15 protein-coding genes, 2 rRNA genes and 1 pseudogene are annotated in these 17,953 nt (G+C 34.3%); 11 read left to right on the top strand and 7 right to left on the bottom strand.

The genetic code is table 11. From position 1 onward, the window contains the following. The first annotated feature begins 38 nt into the window (after positions 1-38). The 5 genes from metK to ruvC all read left to right on the top strand — a co-directional run bounded on the left by metK (position 39) and on the right by ruvC (position 4,043). The gene (gene metK, locus ABWU45_RS06795) at positions 39-1,205 is read left to right on the top strand and encodes a methionine adenosyltransferase (RefSeq protein WP_353278311.1); all 1,167 of its coding nucleotides are present in this window, start codon (positions 39-41) and stop codon (positions 1,203-1,205) included. 109 nt (positions 1,206-1,314) lie between these two features. Then, positions 1,315-1,980, top strand: a complete 666-nt coding sequence (locus ABWU45_RS06790; protein ID WP_353278310.1) for a TenA family protein — start codon at positions 1,315-1,317, stop codon at positions 1,978-1,980. A gap of 39 nt (positions 1,981-2,019) precedes the next feature. Next, complete coding sequence (locus tag ABWU45_RS06785; protein ID WP_353278309.1) at positions 2,020-2,679, top strand: TenA family protein; 660 nt, start codon at positions 2,020-2,022, stop codon at positions 2,677-2,679. 47 nt (positions 2,680-2,726) lie between these two features. Continuing rightward, positions 2,727-3,554 carry a cytochrome c oxidase subunit 3 gene (locus tag ABWU45_RS06780; protein ID WP_353278308.1) on the top strand — a complete coding sequence of 276 codons (828 nt, stop codon included), beginning with the start codon at positions 2,727-2,729 and terminating at the stop codon, positions 3,552-3,554. Continuing rightward, positions 3,555-4,043 carry a crossover junction endodeoxyribonuclease RuvC gene (ruvC, locus tag ABWU45_RS06775; protein WP_353278307.1) on the top strand — a complete coding sequence of 163 codons (489 nt, stop codon included), beginning with the start codon at positions 3,555-3,557 and terminating at the stop codon, positions 4,041-4,043. Positions 4,044-4,068: 25 nt separating this feature from the next. Here the strand turns inward: ruvC and ruvX are convergent, their stop codons facing one another. The 3 genes from ruvX to ABWU45_RS06760 are packed head-to-tail and all read right to left on the bottom strand — an operon-like array spanning position 4,069 to position 7,497. Further along, positions 4,069-4,536 (bottom strand): Holliday junction resolvase RuvX, encoded by a 468-nt coding sequence (gene ruvX / locus ABWU45_RS06770; protein WP_353278306.1) that lies wholly within the window; start codon positions 4,534-4,536, stop codon positions 4,069-4,071. 57 nt (positions 4,537-4,593) lie between these two features. Further along, positions 4,594-6,378, bottom strand: coding sequence for a ribonucleoside-diphosphate reductase subunit alpha (locus tag ABWU45_RS06765; RefSeq protein WP_353278305.1), 1,785 nt, complete (start codon positions 6,376-6,378; stop codon positions 4,594-4,596). Positions 6,379-6,426: 48 nt separating this feature from the next. Further along, positions 6,427-7,497 (bottom strand): methyltransferase domain-containing protein, encoded by a 1,071-nt coding sequence (locus tag ABWU45_RS06760; protein ID WP_353278304.1) that lies wholly within the window; start codon positions 7,495-7,497, stop codon positions 6,427-6,429. A gap of 331 nt (positions 7,498-7,828) precedes the next feature. Between ABWU45_RS06760 and ABWU45_RS06755 the strand changes: the two genes are divergently transcribed. The 3 genes and pseudogenes from ABWU45_RS06755 to ABWU45_RS08410 all read left to right on the top strand — a co-directional run. Further along, positions 7,829-10,593, top strand: a 23S ribosomal RNA gene (locus tag ABWU45_RS06755). Between the two features lie 67 nt (positions 10,594-10,660). After that, a 5S ribosomal RNA gene (rrf, locus tag ABWU45_RS06750) occupies positions 10,661-10,767 on the top strand. A 191-nt stretch (positions 10,768-10,958) separates the two neighbouring features. Next, a pseudogene (locus tag ABWU45_RS08410) lies at positions 10,959-11,771 on the top strand (IS66 family transposase); the annotation flags it as partial. A gap of 32 nt (positions 11,772-11,803) precedes the next feature. Here the strand turns inward: ABWU45_RS08410 and ABWU45_RS06740 are convergent. The 3 genes from ABWU45_RS06740 to rpmH all read right to left on the bottom strand — a co-directional run bounded on the left by ABWU45_RS06740 (position 11,804) and on the right by rpmH (position 12,582). Next, positions 11,804-12,013: a hypothetical protein gene (locus ABWU45_RS06740; RefSeq protein ID WP_353278303.1), complete on the bottom strand. Its 210-nt coding sequence runs from the start codon at positions 12,011-12,013 to the stop codon at positions 11,804-11,806. A gap of 73 nt (positions 12,014-12,086) precedes the next feature. Continuing rightward, the gene (gene rnpA / locus ABWU45_RS06735) at positions 12,087-12,464 is read right to left on the bottom strand and encodes a ribonuclease P protein component (protein WP_080589533.1); all 378 of its coding nucleotides are present in this window, start codon (positions 12,462-12,464) and stop codon (positions 12,087-12,089) included. Beyond that, complete coding sequence (rpmH, locus tag ABWU45_RS06730; protein ID WP_010404613.1) at positions 12,448-12,582, bottom strand: 50S ribosomal protein L34; 135 nt, start codon at positions 12,580-12,582, stop codon at positions 12,448-12,450. The genes rnpA and rpmH overlap by 17 nt, the downstream gene beginning before the upstream one ends. Positions 12,583-12,689: 107 nt before the next feature. Here rpmH and pstC point away from each other — a divergent pair, with 107 nt between their 5' ends. The 3 genes from pstC to ABWU45_RS06715 all read left to right on the top strand — a co-directional run bounded on the left by pstC (position 12,690) and on the right by ABWU45_RS06715 (position 15,656). After that, the gene (pstC, locus tag ABWU45_RS06725) at positions 12,690-13,778 is read left to right on the top strand and encodes a phosphate ABC transporter permease subunit PstC (protein WP_264375924.1); all 1,089 of its coding nucleotides are present in this window, start codon (positions 12,690-12,692) and stop codon (positions 13,776-13,778) included. A gap of 94 nt (positions 13,779-13,872) precedes the next feature. Next, entirely contained in the window at positions 13,873-15,309 is a 1,437-nt protein-coding gene (gene atpD / locus ABWU45_RS06720; protein ID WP_353278302.1) for a F0F1 ATP synthase subunit beta, read from the top strand. Between the two features lie 5 nt (positions 15,310-15,314). Beyond that, on the top strand, positions 15,315-15,656 hold the full coding sequence (locus ABWU45_RS06715; RefSeq protein ID WP_353278301.1) for a F0F1 ATP synthase subunit epsilon: 342 nt from the start codon (positions 15,315-15,317) through the stop codon (positions 15,654-15,656). A 368-nt stretch (positions 15,657-16,024) separates the two neighbouring features. Here ABWU45_RS06715 and ABWU45_RS06710 read toward each other — a convergent pair whose 3' ends face one another. Beyond that, complete coding sequence (locus ABWU45_RS06710; protein ID WP_353278300.1) at positions 16,025-17,926, bottom strand: hypothetical protein; 1,902 nt, start codon at positions 17,924-17,926, stop codon at positions 16,025-16,027. Positions 17,927-17,953 lie beyond the last annotated feature (27 nt).

Raw genomic sequence — 17,953 nt, 5'->3', positions numbered from 1 at the left:
TTAAATTTGCAATAGTTTTGATATCGTGTAACTAAGCGATGGTTTTACATAAGAATTCAGTAACCAGTGAATCAGTAGCAGCCGGTCATCCAGACAAAGTAGCAGACCAGATTTCAGATGCAATACTTGACGAATACCTTTTTAATGACTCTTCTTCACGTACTGCAATAGAGACTTTGGTTACCAAAGATAATGTTATTATAGCTGGGGAAGTATTTGGGCCGAACATTGAAAATAGCAAGATTGAAAGTATTGTACGGAATACAATAAAAGATATTGGTTATGAGCATGATGGTTTCCACTGGGAAACAGTGAAAGTAAATATATTACTACATGAACAATCAAATGACATTGCAATAGGTGTGGATCAAGGTGCTGGGGATCAGGGCATAATGTATGGCTATGCAACAATAGAGACAGAAAGCCTCATGCCAGCACCCATTTTTTATGCACACTCGATTCTGAGAAATATCATGAGTATGGTCAAAGAGGTAAAGCTTGGTCCGGATGCAAAATCGCAAATCACTTTGGCGTATGAGAATAACCTTCCAGTGCGTGCTGAAAGTATTGTTGTTTCAATACAGCATCTTGAGGATTTGAGTCAATCGAAAGTGAAGGAAATAATTTATCCTTATATAGCTTCATCTTTACCTGAAGGGTGGATGTGCCCTAAAGAAAATCTCTTAGTCAATCCAACAGGTAGATTTGTTATTGGTGGACCGGTTGGTGATTGTGGGTTAACTGGACGAAAAATTATGGTTGATACTTATGGAGGCTATATTCCACACGGTGGAGGAGCGTTTTCTGGAAAAGATGCAACAAAAGTTGATAGATCCGCAGCTTATATGGCGAGATACCTTGCTAAAAATATTGTCTTTGCAGGTTTAGCTGAACGTTGTCTTGTGCAGCTTTCTTATGCAATTGGTGTCTCAAAACCTACTTCATTTTACATTGATACATTTGGCACGAATACAATAGATGAAGAGAAGATTAAAGGGTTTATTGAAGGTAACATAGATTTATCAACTAAAGGCATAATAAGACATTTATCACTTAATCGTCCTATGTATAAACGTACAGCCTGCTATGGGCATTTTGGTAAAGAGTCGGAAGGTGATGGTGGATTTTCTTGGGAACGTACGGACTTATCTGCTGATTTTTGTAGAGAATTTAATATAGAAGAAGAAAAGAGAGAATTTCTTTAAACTATTAAACTCTTTTATTTCTAGCTTGATACTGATATAATAACTTATTATAAATTATAAGTTACTTTTTAGTAACTATACTGGTTTTAATATTTGTGAGGCTTACAAGATGTCCGACAAACCAAAAGAAGAATTTTATGATATTGCTATAAAAGAATCATCTGATCTTATTGAAGAAATAAAAGAACATCCTTTCAATGTTGAATTGATAAACAATATGCTAGATTATGAAAAGTTCAAAATTTATCTTCAGCAGGATTTTTTATATTTAGTGGACTGTACTCGTGCTTTATTGATTATTGCAGCTAAAGTTGATGACATTGAAATAATGGGCAGTTTGGTTAATGTAGCAAGGGGAACATTTGCGGTTCGAAAGCAGTATACTGAATATTTTGAGACTTGTGATTTATCCGATAATCATAAAAAATCAAAATCTTGTTCTGCTTTTACTGATTTTTTTATGCGTGCTGCATATCATAATTCTGTTGCTGAAGCTTTAGCAGCGTCTTATCCTTGTTTTAATATATACCAAATTATTATAAATCATATGGTAGGAGAGGTTATGCCTAAAAAAGTTGAAGATCACAGATATCAAGGGTGGATTGATATCTATAATAACACAGTAATGAATGCTACGATTAATCAAGTTACTGACGTTGCAAATAATCTATATGCAAAGGCTGGTGATTGTGAGAGGAAAAAGATGCGTGAGTTTTTTAAGAGAGGTCTAGAGCTAGAAATAATGTTTTGGGATGAGATGTATTCTCTAGCATAATCTGTAGTATTAACACTAAATTATATTCTAGTTTATGTGATGTTTAGTGGTATAATTAAGAGTTATTATGGGTCAAATCTTTTAAAGGATATTATTGAGCATCCTTTCAATGTTGAATTAGCAAATAATACTTTAAACATAGAAAATTTCAAGTTTTATATACAGCAAGATGCATTTTTTGTAGCTGATTATGTTCGTACTGTTTTAATTACTGCATCAAAAATGGAGAGTTGTAACAACATTGTTCCATTGATTGAGGTGGCTCAAGGAGGAATAGAGATTATAAGAGTGTTATACAACCACTACTTTTCTGTATACTCCATAAATCGTGGAGAAAAGTTGCTTGAGTGTTTCAATTTTACTAACTTTCTTTTGTCTACTTCATATAGCGATGTTTATGAAGCTGTAACAGTTCTTTACTCTTGCCATTTCATATATAAAATTATTGTTGATAATATGAGAAATAAAATTAAAAAAAATAATAGGTATAAGGATTGGTTTGATTTTTTTGGCGGTAGTTTGATGGAATCTGGATGTGTTGCTTTGGAAGATATTGTTGACGAGTATTGTAACAAAGCAAGGGAAAGTGAAAGAACCAGAATGCTTGAATTATTTAAAATAACTGCACAATTTGAGTTAGGCTTTTGGAATAGCGCATATAATTTTTCAAAATTTGATCAAGATTTTAAGAAATATTGACAATTTTAAGCTAATTTGTATGCTTGGTACGTATTTTTGAAGATGATATGAAAAGTAAAGAACATGATTTTCATTTAGTAGACCCAAGTCCCTGGCCAATTGCTATATCAGCAGCAATTCTTGTTCTTGCACTTGGATTAGTTGGTACACTCCATAAACAAATTTCTGGAATATTTGGTTTAGTTTTAGGAATCTCTGCGGTATCAGGAGTGCTGTTTTATTGGTGGAGAGATGTAATAAGAGAAGCAATTTATGATAAATGCCATACTGCCATTGTAAAACATGGACTCAAGCTTGCAATGTACTTATTTATCCTCTCGGAAGTTGTGTTTTTTATAGCGTTCTTTTGTTCATTCTTTAAAGCCTGGCTTGATCCGATTTTTTTGTTTGAAGCGTTTTCTCCTACAAAAAAAATTGAATGGCCCCCTGAAGGGATTTTACCACCTGATCCATGGTCGTTACCATTCATGAATACACTAATATTATTACTTTCTGGTACAACAATTACCTCAGCACATCATTTTTTACTTGAAAATGATAAAAAAAGCATGGTTAAAATGCTGTCTATAACTATATTGCTTGGGATGTTCTTTATAATAGTACAAGCAATCGAATATCATGAAGCAAGTTTTTCTTTACGAGAAACAGGAGAAAAACTTATTTATACATCCAACTTTTACATGATTACTGGTTTTCATTGTGTGCATGTTATAATAGGTATAATATTTTTGTCAGTATGTTTATTTAGAGCTCGAAAAGATCAATTTACACCTCAAGATCACTTATGCTTTGAGTTTGCTTCTTGGTATTGGCACTTTGTCGATCTAGTCTGGATATTTTTATTTCTGTTTATTTATTGGTTAAGCCTTTATTAAGTGATTAAAATAATAGGTCTAGATCCAGGAATAAGCAAAACTGGTTGGGCCATTATCAACCTGGAAGAAAAGAATAGTATTGAATTTTTGGGTGGTGGTGCCATATCAACTGATGGTAAATTGGGTACAGGTGAACGTCTACATATAATTTTTGAAGAATTAAAGAAAGTAATTTCTCTATATTCTCCAAATGAAGCTGCTGTAGAGAAAATTTTTGTTAATAAAAATCCAAAATCTTCACTAACTTTAGGATATGCAAGAGCAATTGCAATTTTAATATTACGAATGACGGATTTACCCATGAATGAATATGATGCAAACTATATAAAAAAGAGCATTACTGGAAATGGTCATGCTGATAAGGGTCAGATTATATTTATGGTAAAGCAAATAGTTAAAAGCTCAAATATAAAATGTCACCATACTGCTGATGCTCTTGCTACAGCAATTTGTCATGCTTATACGAGAAATTCTTGTTTTATTGAGTAGTTTTACATGAATTCAGTTTAAAAAACTATTTGATGGCATTTATCTTATCCAATGTTCGTTGCAGAATAATACATGCAGCAATTTTATCATCTATTTTTTTTGATTTTGTGATTGATATTCCAGTAATTTTTAGTGCGTGAGTTGCAAGAGATGTTGATAAACTTTCGTCTTGTAGATATATGTTTATCTTACATTTTTTTATTATTTTATTTGCGAATTGGATTATTGCTTTACACCATTCGGTCTCTTGGTCATCTATTTTGAATGGTAGTCCTATTACCATTGATCCAGCTTCATTTTCTTTGAATATTCTATACAGATAACCTAAATCTTTGCTCATATTTCTTCTATAATATATACTATGAGCTGTAGCTATAAGCTGTGTTTTATCACTAAATGCTACGCCTATTTGTTTTTCTCCCATATCAAGGCACATTATACGTTTATCTCTTGGAATAGACTTTAGAAATTCATCTGGATTTCTATGTAGCATCTATGAAAACATAACTTTTGTACAATTGTATTTTTGTGACAGTAAGGTATGTACAGTCTACTGGCATGATAGACATTCATCATAATTAATATCTGTTTTTTGTTGCAATATTTCACTTTTTTTGAATATGTCATGTGAGACCTTGTCAGCTCTCTGCATTGATTGTGATCTGCAGTAATACAAGCTTTTTAATCCTTTTTTCCAAGCAAGCATATGTATTTTGTGTAAGTAACGTTTATGCACATTGGCAGGTAAGAACAGATTTACTGATTGAGATTGACAAATATAAGGAGTTCTATCACTTGCATGTTCTATGATCCATTGTTGATCAAGTTCGTATGCTGTTTTAAATGTCAGTTTTTCATGCTTGCTAAGAAAATCTAAATGCTGAACAGAACCCTCATTTGTTGAAATTGAGGACCATGTTTCATCATTGTCTTGATTTTTTTCTGCTAGTAGTTTTTGCAAGAATTTATTTCGTACTACAAATGAACCTGTAAGTGTCTTCTGTATAAATACGTTTGCTGCATACGGCTCTATTCCAGGAGAAGTGTTGCCTGCGATAATCGAAATTGAGGCAGTTGGAGCAATAGCGAGCTTATGTGTAAACCTTTCCATTAGATCGATTTCTTTAGCGTCAAGACATGGCCCTTTTTCTTCTGCTAATTTTTTAGAAACTACATCCGCTTGCTCGCGCAAATGCTTAAATACTTTTTTATTCCATTGTTGGGCTGTTACTGATTCAAAAGGAACCATTTTACTTTGTAAAAATGAATGAAAGCCCATCACACCAAGACCGATACTACGCTCTCTTATTGCGGAATATTTTGCTCGCTGTATTTCATTTGGTGCGTGGTTTATGAAATCCTCTAATACATTATCAAGAAAACGCATTATATCTTCTATGAAAAGCTCATTATCTTTCCATTCTTCGTAGTATTCAAGATTTACGGATGATAAACAACATACAGCAGTGCGCGACTTGTTCAGGTGATCGTAACCTGTAGTTAAAGTTATTTCACTGCATAGGTTTGACATTTTGATATCTAAATTGAGCTTTTTGTAAGGTTCTGGTTTATTGTTATTTGTTGCATTAAGAAAGATAATATAAGGTTCTCCAGTTTCAATTCTTGCTGTTAATATTTTAATCCATATATCCCGTGCTTTTACTGTTGAAATAACTTTATTGTTATGAGGGCTTATTAAATTCCATTCTTGATCATTCTCAACAGCTTGCATAAATTTGTCTGTTACTATTACAGCATGATGTATATTTAATGCTTTGCGATTTGGGTCACCACCAGTTGGCTTACGTAAATCTAGAAACTCTTCTATTTCTGGATGCCATACAGGAAGATAAACTGCTGAGCTTCCTCTTCTTAAGGATCCTTGGCTGATTGCAAGCGTCAGAGCGTTTTGTACTACGATAAATGGCACAATTCCTGATGTTTTACCGCTACCTTTGACACTTTCACCAATTGAACGTAAATTTCCCCAATAACTACCTATTCCACCACCACGTGCAGCGAGCCAAACATTTTCATTCCATAGATCAACTATTCCCTTCAAGCTATCTTCAGTTTCATTAAGAAAGCAGGAAATAGGCAATCCTCTTTTGGTACCGCCGTTACTAAGTATTGGTGTTGAAGGCATGAACCACAAGTTGCTCATGTAATCATAAAGACGTTGTGCATGTTTTCTATCATCAGAATAGTAATTAGCAATACGTATAAAGAGATCTTGATAACTTTCATTTTCTATTAAATACCTATCCAATAGAACTGCTTTTCCAAAATCGGTTAATTTACTATCTTTTGCGTAATTAATAGTAATGTAATTCATAAGGCTCCTTTTATGATAATATAGAAATTTATTTGAGCGATTTCTCGATTAAGTTGTTGAATTTGTTTGTGGATGTTGTAATGCAAATAAGATACCATCAACCTGACTGCCATATATTTTACAGTAACTCATTTGACTTATTTGCATATTTGTTTCTTTTGCAACATGCTGAATATAATCTTCTGAATGACGAAAATAATCTCCTTTGTTTACAAAGTCAATACCTTTACCTTCCTTTCTTCTTACTAAACATACAATAACCCCTTTTTTGTTTGTCAATCCTTTTGCTAGTTCCAATTCTGCTAGAAAATCATGTAGATAGTGTAGCACTTCAGCAAAGATAATTACATCATACTGCTGGTTCTTCTCTTGTTTAAGAAACTCTTTCATTTCTGTATGTATTAACTCATTGTAAACAGGTTTACCTTTTATAAGACATCCTCTTGCAATATTGAGCATTCTATTTGAGATGTCAACTCCTGTTATGCGACTTCTAATATTATTTATTTTTAGGAAGTGACCACATATTCCAGTACCGCAACCAAGGTCAAGTATATTCAGTTCAGAAGTGGAGTTGTGAAAGATTTTTTTGATTATCATATGTACTAGTTCATGTCCTCTGTATTGTTTGGCAATTAGCCAATGCTCAACAAAATATTTACCTGTGTAATCAAAATATTGCTTTATGAGATTTTCAGGCAATTCCACGATATCTGATGTGTTTGTTATTTTCTTTATATAGTAAGAAGCTTCTTTATGACTACTATCTAATTTTAGTGTCTTTGTTAAATAATTATAAGCTTTATTAGTATTTCCTACTGCAAAATGACATCTTCCAATATTATACCAGATTATAGGTAAATTGGGGTAGAATATGCTAATTAACCAAAATCTTAACTTTGCATCTGATATATTACCTTTATAGAAGTGATATAACCCGATTTCAATGTTGGTATTTAACAGGTTTTTAGATTTTTCAAGAAACACTACAATTTCTTTATGGAGAGTATTGTATTTATCCATAATGAAATTTTTTACTTTTTTAATATTTAATAAGCCAGTGAGCTTAGATATACAATTTAAAGCAAAGTTTTTTATAAAAGATAGATTACTTTTCATACATTAGAAATACTCCAAATGTTCATTTTCATTTTTAGGTAACTAATTTTAACACATTTTATCTTACAAAATATCTTTTTCATTAATTTTTCTGTACATATCAATTTGTCGAATATTTCTCAGATTGTACTGTTTTAGATTGCTGGTATATTGTTGTTGATAATAATAGGTAAATGTTTTGTGTAAAAAGGCGTTGACATATGATTTATCAGATTGTAACATATAAAAGATTAGTTTTTAGATGTTTGAAAAGTTTTATGGTAGAGATTATTTAATCTCAATTCAATTGTAAGTTAATATTTAACTCTGCATATTCTACATATAGTCAGATAAATAAATTATTAAGAGCACTTGATGGATGCCTTGGCGTTAAGAGGCGATGAAGGACGTGGCAGGCTGCGATAAGCTGTGGGAAATTGTCAACAAATTTTGATCCGCAGATTTCCGAATGGGGAAACCCAACTAGCTTAGCTAGTTATTATATACTAAGTATATAAAGCAAACTTGGTGAACTGAAATATCTAAGTAGCCAAAGGAAAAGAAATCAACCGAGATTCTGTTAGTAGTGACGAGCGAAAGCGGAAAAGGCTAGTGATTTAAAAATAAGAATTAGAATACTCTGGAAATGGTAACCATAGAAGGTGATAGTCCTGTATAAATAGAAAGTTTTTAAATCCTTGAGTAGAGCGGGGCACGTGAAATCCTGTTTGAATATGGGGGGACCATCCTCCAAGCCTAAATACTCCTTAACGACCGATAGTGAACAAGTACCGTGAGGGAAAGGTGAAAAGAACCCCGGGAGGGGAGTGAAATAGAATCTGAAATCAAGTGCTTACAAACAGTTGGAGCTCTATATCAATTTATTGATATTTAGAGTGACAGCGTACCTTTTGCATAATGGGTCAGCGAGTTAATCTATGAAGCAAGCTTAAGCCGGTAGGTGTAGGCGTAGCGAAAGCAAGTCTGAATAGGGCGTTTAGTTTTATGGATTAGACCCGAAACCAAGTGATCTAGTCATGACCAGATTGAAGGTATGGTAAAACATACTGAAGGATCGAACCAGTTAATGTTGCAACATTATTGGATGAGTTGTGATTAGGGGTGAAAGGCCAATCAAACTTGGAAATAGCTGGTTCTCCGCGAAATCTATTTAGGTAGAGCGTTGTATGTATGTTGTTGGGGGTAGAGCACTGGATAGACTAGGGGGATTCATCATCTTACCAAATCTAACCAAACTCCGAATACCAATAATTAATTATACAGCAGACACACTATGGGTGCTAAGTCCGTGGTGGAAAGGGAAACAGCCCAGATCACTATCTAAGGTCCCAAAATTGCAGCTAAGTGGGGAAGGAAGTAGAAAAACCATTACAGCTAGGAGGTTGGCTTGGAAGCAGTCATCCTTTAAAGAAAGCGTAACAGCTCACTTGTCTAAATAAGTTTTTCTGCGCCGAAAATGTACCGGGGCTAAAGCTGTATACCGAAGATGTGGGTGCTTATTGATTTCGATTAATAGGCGCGGTAGCGGAGCGTTCCGTAAGTCTGTGAAGGTGGTTTGTGAAAACTGCTGGAGATATCGGAAGTGAGAATGCTGACATAAGTAGCGTAAAAGAGTGTGAAAAACACTCTCACCAAAAATCTAAGGGTTCCTACGTTAAGTTAATCTGCGTAGGGTTAGTCGGTTCCTAAGGCGAGTCCGTAAAGGAGTAGTCGATGGCAATTAGGTTAATATTCCTAAACCTCTTAAGTGTGACGGGTTTTGTATTTGTATAGGTCTTATTGGATTGATCTATGCTTAAAAGAAGCTCCAGGAAATAGCACTTATATTTATGAGGCCGTACCGTAAACCGACACTGGTGGATGAGTAGAGTATACTAAGGTGTTGAAAGAATGATGTTGAAGGAACTCGGCAAATTATACCTGTAACTTCGGAAGAAGGGTAACCTGCTTTTAGGCAACTATGAGTAGGTGGCACAAAATAGGGAGTAGCGACTGTTTACTAAAAACACAGGACTCTGCAAACACGTAAGTGGAAGTATAGGGTCTGACGCCTGCCCGGTGCTGGAAGGTTAATAGGAGGGGTGCAAGCTCCAAATTGAAGCCCCAGTAAACGGCGGCCGTAACACTGACGGTCCTAAGGTAGCGAAATTCCTTGTCGGGTAAGTTCCGACCCGCACGAATGGCGTAACGATTTCTCCACTGTCTCCAACATCATTTCAGCGAAATTGAATTCCCCGTGCAGATGCGGGGTACCCGCGGTTAGACGAAGAGACCCCGTGCACCTTTACTATAGCTTTACATTGCTATTAAAAGTGTGATGTGCAGGATAGGTGGGAGACTTTGAAGTTATGGCGCTAGCTATAATGGAGTCAACCTTGAGATACCACCCTTTACACTTTTGATATCTAACTATGTTTCATTATCTGGAACTAGGACATTGTATGGTGGGTAGTTTGACTGGGGCGGTCGCCTCCTAAAAAGTAACGGAGGCGTGCGAAGGTAAGCTAGAGCTGGTCGGAAATCAGCTTGATAGTACAATGGCATAAGCTTGCCTGACTGCGAGGCTGACAAGCCAAGCAGAGACGAAAGTCGGTCATAGTGATCCGGTGATTCTGTATGGAAGGGTCATCGCTCAACGGATAAAAGGTACGCCGGGGATAACAGGCTGATGGTGTTCGAGAGTTCATATCGACGACACCGTTTGGCACCTCGATGTCGACTCATCACATCCTGGGGCTGGAGAAGGTCCCAAGGGTTCGGCTGTTCGCCGATTAAAGTGTTACGTGAGTTGGGTTTAGAACGTCGTGAGACAGTTCGGTTTCTATCTGCCGTGGGTGAAGGAAATTTGAGAAGATCTGACTCTAGTACGAGAGGACCGAGATGGATATACCTCTGGTGTACCAGCTGTTATGCCAATAGCATCGCTGGGTAGCTATGTATAGATGGGATAATTGCTGAAAGCATATAAGCAAGAAACCCTCTTCAAAAAAATTTCCCAATTAAGGCCGTGGGAGACTACCACGTTGATAGGCTAGGTGTAGAAGCATGGTAACATGTGAAGCTAACTGGTACTAATAGCCTGATTGATTTATTTGCTTTCTATATGTGCATATGCAGTGTTAAATATTAAATTGAAATTTGTTAAGTCAGAAATTTTTATTGACTTGGTGACTATAGCAAAAATGAACCACCCGATCTCATCTCGAACTCGGAAGTGAAACTTTTTAGCGCCGATGATACTTAAAAAGGGAAAGTAGGTCGTTGCCAAGTTTATAAAAATTTCTTTTTATTTATATCTGTTCAGTAGAGCGATGAAACAAGGTAAACATAGAGTAGCTATGAGGTAATATAACTGATCTTTTAGAATTTTGCGAAAACTTTTAAATAAAAGTAGAAAATTTAAAAGTAGAATTTGTCACCTATTTGCAAATGAGGAGGAGAGATAGCAATATTTAACAAATCATCAAACAATTGATCTTCCGAAAATCAAACTTTATATAATTGAATATTAATTAAGTTGTTGGAGATGAGGAGAAAGAAGAAGTAGCAAACTACCAAAAAGCAGATACATTTGGTCTAATAGTTAGGTGATAATTGTAGCACTCAGTGGATTTTATAAAAATTCAAAACGTGAAAATTATAAGTGATGTTTTTAATGTGAATTGAAAGCGTATCAAATAGTGAATATAGAATTCCCTCAAAATGCAAAAAGGTGTATGAGCAAATCGAATAAGAAAAGTGAGGTTTTGCGCATCAACGTGTTATAATAAAGGTAAACTTGGTTAGTGCTTAAGCAATACTGCAAGTTTTAAAGGGAAAGAAGATTTAAAAGACAGAGTGTATGTTGCAATCGTAATAGTCGCTGACAGGTACTTTGAAACATAGCTGGACTATTGAAGTTAAAATTCTGGGCTGTTACTTAAAAAACGCATCCACTGAATTATTTATGCTAAAAAAAGCTTTATTAAAAAATGAAACAGAAGTGTAAGAAAGTTGCAAAACGTATAAGGTATTACTTGAAGCTACCTATCTGAAGCAACTGGAGCTTTTCAAGTTGCGAAAAATATTTTAAAATCTGAAAGAATGATGTGAAATTTTTTAAGTAAACCAGAAAGTATTCCACTATCGCGCTGAACAGCAAATTAGGCATTATATCATTTACTGTAAAAGCTCATATTTTACGTAATCAGAGCTAGGAATTTGAAAGGATAATTTCATTATACTTAACATGGAAACAAAGAGAACTATACAATCCCCTGCCTATCGTTTCTTGAACCACTCCCTTGAACGGGTACTTTTACTTTTATCAAACCATTCTCTTATTGTAATAAGTTGCTTCTATATTCAAATTTAGCAACTTCCCTGTAGGATTATCCTTATTTTGTTCTAAGTATTGGCTTTGTTCAAATGCCATTCCCCATTGTGTACGATAGCTAGACTTTCTATATTCAGAAAAACTCTCTTCAGCATTATTTGTATCGAGCTTTTTATCTTGTTTTCTTATACTCTCTACCATCAAGCACCCACATCTATTAATTTATTTTAAAAAGTTTACTTATCTTATCATAAAAAATATATCTGTAAATACTTTAGTGAAAATTTCTTCTTATTTTATCTTTCTTTAAGCAAATATTGAGGTCTTTTTGTAAATTTTTATAGCCTGCTTGCATAATGTTTTTATGGGTTAGTATTATGTAATAGTATCCTACATTACTTATATTAGAAATGCTAACTTTAGCTAGCATTCGTAATTGCCTTTTTATTTTATTTCTTTTTGCTGCTTTTCCGACTTTTTTACTGATAGCCAGACCTACTCTAATAACATGAATATACTTTTCAGGTTCTCTTTCTTTTATAGCATATAGTGATATATATACCCCTCGATAAAAAAGACTGTCAGGTGCTAATCTGTTTTTAAAAGCAAAGGAAAACTCTTTTTTTTTATGCTTACTATGCGCATAATTTATTACACCCTAATGAGCGACGCTTATTAAGAATTTTTCTTCCAGCTTTTGTTGACATACGTGAACGAAATCCATGTTTGTGCTTTTTTTTTAAATTTTTTGGTTGAAATGTTCTTTTCATTGTTTTTATATTAATATAACTATTTATTTTAAATTATTTTGCTCTATTGTCAAATAATGGTCAACTTCTATGGCATTCTTGTTGAATAAAATTTGATATATGGAAAAATGAATTTAATTATAGGCGTACCTGTTTTACTAATCCTTTTATTTTGTTTGAGTAAGTTTCAAGCAGTAAGTAAAGTTAAGTCTTATATATATTTGAGTTGTATGTGGATGCTACCTTGTTTGTTAGCATTCTATGATGGTTATTTTATAACTTCTATTTCTATAGCGTTACTTTTTTTTATGCTGATTTTTATCTTTAAAGGTAAAAGAAATAAGATGGTAAAATTTTTGTTATTTATGGCTTTAGCAATATCACTTTTTATCACTTTATTTATAATGCTATCTATTTTTGTTCAGTCCATTTCTTTTTTTAATAAAGTAGCTATTTCAGAATTCTTATTTTGCTTAAAATGGAAGCATAATGTAGCTATTATTGGCGAAGGAGAGGTGGGATGTTTTGGTATAGCGCCACTTTTAGTGGGGACATTACTTATAACTATTGTAGCAATGTTAGTTGCGGTGCCGCTTGGTTTATTTTCTGCAATATATATTAGTGAGTATGCGAGTGAAAAAGTGCGTTATGTTATTAATACAGCCTTACAGGTTTTGTCTGCTATTCCTACTGTTGTATATGGATACTTCTCAGTTGTATTTTTGTCTTTTTTTATAAAGCAGGTAGCAAATTTTTTTAATTTAAGTATACACTCAGAAAGTGCTTTGATTGCTGGTTTATCGATTGGAATAATGATTCTTCCTTTTATTATTTCTTTGCTTGAAGATGCTATAAGATCTGTTCCAAAAAGTTTACGTTATGGTTTTATGGCGCTTGGCGCAACACCAGCGGAAACTATATGGCATATAACAATACCTTATGCAATGCCTACAATTTTAAGTGCAGTTTTATTATCAATTTCAAGGGTGATAGGTGAAACAATGATTGTACTAATGGCTGTGGGAATCAATGCAAATTTGACCTTTAATCCTCTCAATTCAGTTACTACTATCACTGTACAAATTGCTACATTACTTACCGGAGATCAGGATTTCAATAGTGTGCAAACTCTTGCTGCTTATGCGCTTAGTTTAGTGTTATTTGTTATTACTTGGCTATTAAATGCATTTGCACTATTTATAATGAAACGTAACTAGTAAGTGTTTTAATATTGCAAAATTTCTGTTAATAATATAAGATTTATTTTTTAGAAGTTCTTTTATAGAATTATAGTGTTAGGTGATGAAAGAGATGAATATAGGTAGAACGGTTAAGATAACTCAAGCAGTTGTTGATCTAAAATTTGAAGGCGAGTTACCTAAGATATTTAATGCTTTAAAAAGCAAACTAAAATGTAAGGACAAGGAGCTAGTTTTAGAGGTTTCACAACATATAGGTGACAATATAGTTCGTTGCATTGCTATGGATAGCACAGATGGTATGTCAAGAGGTGATGAGTTTGTTGATACAGGTGCACCAATATCAGTTCCGGTTGGACGCTCAACTTTAGGAAGGATTTTTAATGTTGTAGGGGAGCTTATAGATGAGTGTGGTCCGCTAAAAGGAAAGTATGATTTAGAACCTATACATAGATTACCTCCAAGTTTTACTGAGCAGAAGATACAGGAAGAAGTTTTAGTTACAGGAATAAAGGTTATAGATCTTCTTGCTCCTTATCTTAAAGGAGGAAAAATTGGCTTATTTGGTGGAGCTGGTGTTGGTAAAACAGTTCTGATAATGGAGCTGATTAACAACATAGCAAAAGCTCATAAAGGATTTTCTGTGTTTGCTGGAGTAGGAGAGAGAACGCGTGAAGGTAATGATCTTTATAACGAGATGATTACTTCGAATGTAATAGATATAAATGAGCACGAAAAATCTCAAGCCGTTTTGGTTTATGGTCAAATGAATGAACCTCCTGGAGCAAGGGCTAGGGTTGCTTTAACAGCACTAACTATGGCGGAGTATTTTCGTGATCATGAAAATCAAGATGTTCTATTTTTTGTAGATAATATCTTCCGTTTTACTCAAGCTGGCTCTGAAATTTCTGCTTTGCTTGGAAGAATACCGTCGGCTGTTGGTTATCAGCCAACTCTTGCGACTGATATGGGCGCTATGCAAGAGAGAATAGCCTCAACTACTGCTGGTTCTATTACTTCTGTACAGGCTATATATGTTCCTGCAGACGATTTGACCGATCCAGCTCCAGCAACGACATTCTCTCATCTTGATGCCACTACAGTATTGTCAAGGCAGATAGCTGAAATGGGTATATATCCTGCTGTTGATCCACTTGACTCAACTTCTCAGTCTTTATCTGCTGAAATCATTGGTGAAGAGCATTATAATGTGGCTTCTGAAGTGAAACGTATATTGCAAACTTATAAGTCGCTGCAAGATATTATCGCAATACTTGGTATGGATGAACTATCTGATGAAGATAAAATTATTGTTGATAGAGCTCGTAAAATTCAGAAGTTTCTTTCTCAACCTTTTCATGTTGCGGAGGTATTTACTGGCATGTCTGGCAAATTTGTTTCACTTTCTGATACTATTTCTAGTTTTAAAGGAATTATTGAAGGTAAATATGATCATCTGCCAGAAGCTGCTTTTTATATGGTGGGAAGTATAAGTGAAGCAATAGAAAAGGCTGAATCAATAAAAGCTGAAGTTGGAGCCGGACATTAAAGATTATGAACACTTTTAAGGTGCAATTTTTTTCTCCTGATAATCGAATTTTATTCGATGAAGTGGTTTCGCTTTCAGTGAATGGGCTTGAAGGAGAGCTAGTGATTTTAGCTTACCATTCTCCTTACTTAATTTATTTATTGCCTGGTATAATTACTGTTCAAATGAGTAACCAGACAAAGGAAAAAGTTGTAATTGATAATGGTATATTAGAGGTTGCAAATAATAATTGTAGCATTATAACGAATCAAATTCAGGTTTTTGATCATTTGACTCATGATGAGGAATCATTAAAAGATAAGAGAGTTGGTATATATTTAAGTTATCTTGATGTCAAATCTCTTTAGGGGCTCTTTTTGTGTTCAAGAAATGAGTTTACTCTTGTCATTTCCACTTCAAGTAGCTGACACACAACTGTACGAACATTATGGTTCAGGGAAGATGTCATTCCAGTATCTTCCTTCTTGTCATCCCAGTGCGTGACACTGGGATCTATCTTATTTTCATCATGGATATGATTTTAACATATGTTCCTAGAATCTGTTGTCCATTGCATAATTTGCAAATGTTTTTATGTCCAGATCCCAGTGTCACGCACTGGGATGACATTGTTTATTATGTGCCGTATTGCAATGTTCGTACAGCTATGTGTCACACTACTCGGATGACAAGAGGGGCTACTTGAATAAAGAAGCCGCTGGTCTCATGTGCATCTTTAAACATTTCCACGCTGACTTTGGCTACACACCTTTGATGGACTGCTGATTAAGTCTAGAAGTGAATTACAGTGATCGCTATGAAATGCGCTATCAAGGCTTAAAGACCTAGGTTTTTTTTCTGAATCATCAATTTCCTCTGTAAGCTGGTAAAACATTTTTGAATTGTTATCAAAAACTTCCTTTTTATTAACAAGTACTTGATCAATTACTGGACTTAACAGTTCTACTTGGCTATTTAAGTATTGCACTGTACCTTTTAGCTCTTTTTTTTCTCTTATTAATCTTTCAATCTCATCTTCATATTCTTTAAACTTTAATTCCAGTGATGGACGGTACTTATTAACTATTTCTTCTTCTATCTCCTGCCGTAATTGCCCTCTTATTGTCTCGATCTGCTCATCTTTAAGCTCTAGCTCGTTCTTTAACGTTTCAAAATCCCACGTTAGCTGATCTGCCTCTTGTTCATCAGATTCCAAATGTGCGTTATGCTCATTTTCTAAATTTTGTATTTGAGATTTATAACTCGCTATACACTTATCCCTTGCACTTATCATGTGTTCTGCTTCCTCTATCTCTTCCTCTTTTTTTTCAAACTGGTTCAATTTACCTTGTAGTTTCTCTTGTTCTACATTAGCAGTTTTTAGCTTTTCCTTCAGTTCTTCTACCTTTTCTTCCAGTTCCTTATTTTTTCCATAAATTTCTTGAATTTTCTGCTCTTGCTCCTTATTGAGCTGGATTATTCGCTCATCTGTTTTACTCATTTCTTTCTCAAGTCTTTGTTCATTTTTTTCATACTCAATTTGTAAATTATTGCACTGTTTCTCCAATTCTTCAATTTTTTGCTTAGCCTCCACGAGTTCTTGTTCTGATTCTACTTGCTTTGCTTTTAACACTTGATTTTCTTCTTTTAGTGATAATAACTCTCCTTCCAAATCTGATATTTGCTGTTTACTGCTTTCTTTTGTACTATTAATATGGAGTTCTAATTGATCAAGTTTGTCTTCAAAACTATACTTTTCCTCTCTTAGTTGATTTAATTCCTCGTGCAATTTTCTTAACTCGCTTATCAACTCTTCTTTTTCTACATTGGCAACTTCCAGCTTTTTCTTCAGGTCTTTCTTTTCTTCATATGCACCTTCAAGTTCTTGCGCTCTTTCTTGCAGCTCTGTTGACATATTTGCTAGTTTTTCATTTTTTTGTGTCAGTTCAGCTTGCAATTTTGCATTTTTTTGCTTTTCCTCTCCAAGTTCATTCTGTAAATCACTATTATGCTTTTCAAATTCTTGCTCAGCCTTGTCGAGCCTATATCGTAATTCGTTCCTCTGCTCATTTAATTCTCTAATTTCTTGCTCAGCTTTTGTAAGCTTTTGATCTAGTTGTTGTGAATTAACTTCTATTTGAGTTGCAATTGCTTGAGTTGCAATCTGCTGTGGATTAACCTCTGATACATTGTTGCTAGTGAAAGAGAGAATAGGATTGTTTTTAGCATCATTTTCAAGATCTTTCATCTTTTCATCTTTATTGATTACGATATGTTCGTTATTCTGCAGATTACTAACAGCCGGTGCAATGTTAGCATTTTTGTTCTTTTTCAATAATGCTTTTACAGCATCATGTAGAGAGAGGCCTTGAATATATAATTCCTCATTTTGTCTTATTAATTCCCAAAACTCCTCAGGTGGCGATTCAAAATCTTGACCATTAAACTTTAGTACTTCAGTTATACCAGAATTACTTACATTCATAACCATAGTACAGGTAAAAGTTTTCCCATCCTTGTCCTGCACAGGCCAAGTGCTTGTCATTTCATAATATGCACCCTCTTTAAATTCATAATGTCTTTCCTTACCTTTTCGGTAAGCGTATATGTCATGCTTTTTATCGCAATAGATATTCAATGTGCTAATATCCTTTTCTTGCTGTAA

Origin of the sequence: Wolbachia endosymbiont (group B) of Longitarsus flavicornis (genome assembly GCF_964028135.1) — a bacterium.
Classification (GTDB): Bacteria; Pseudomonadota; Alphaproteobacteria; order Rickettsiales; family Anaplasmataceae; genus Wolbachia.
Note: the sequence above shows the minus strand (reverse complement) of the source record. Positions and strands in the feature narration are given on the sequence as shown.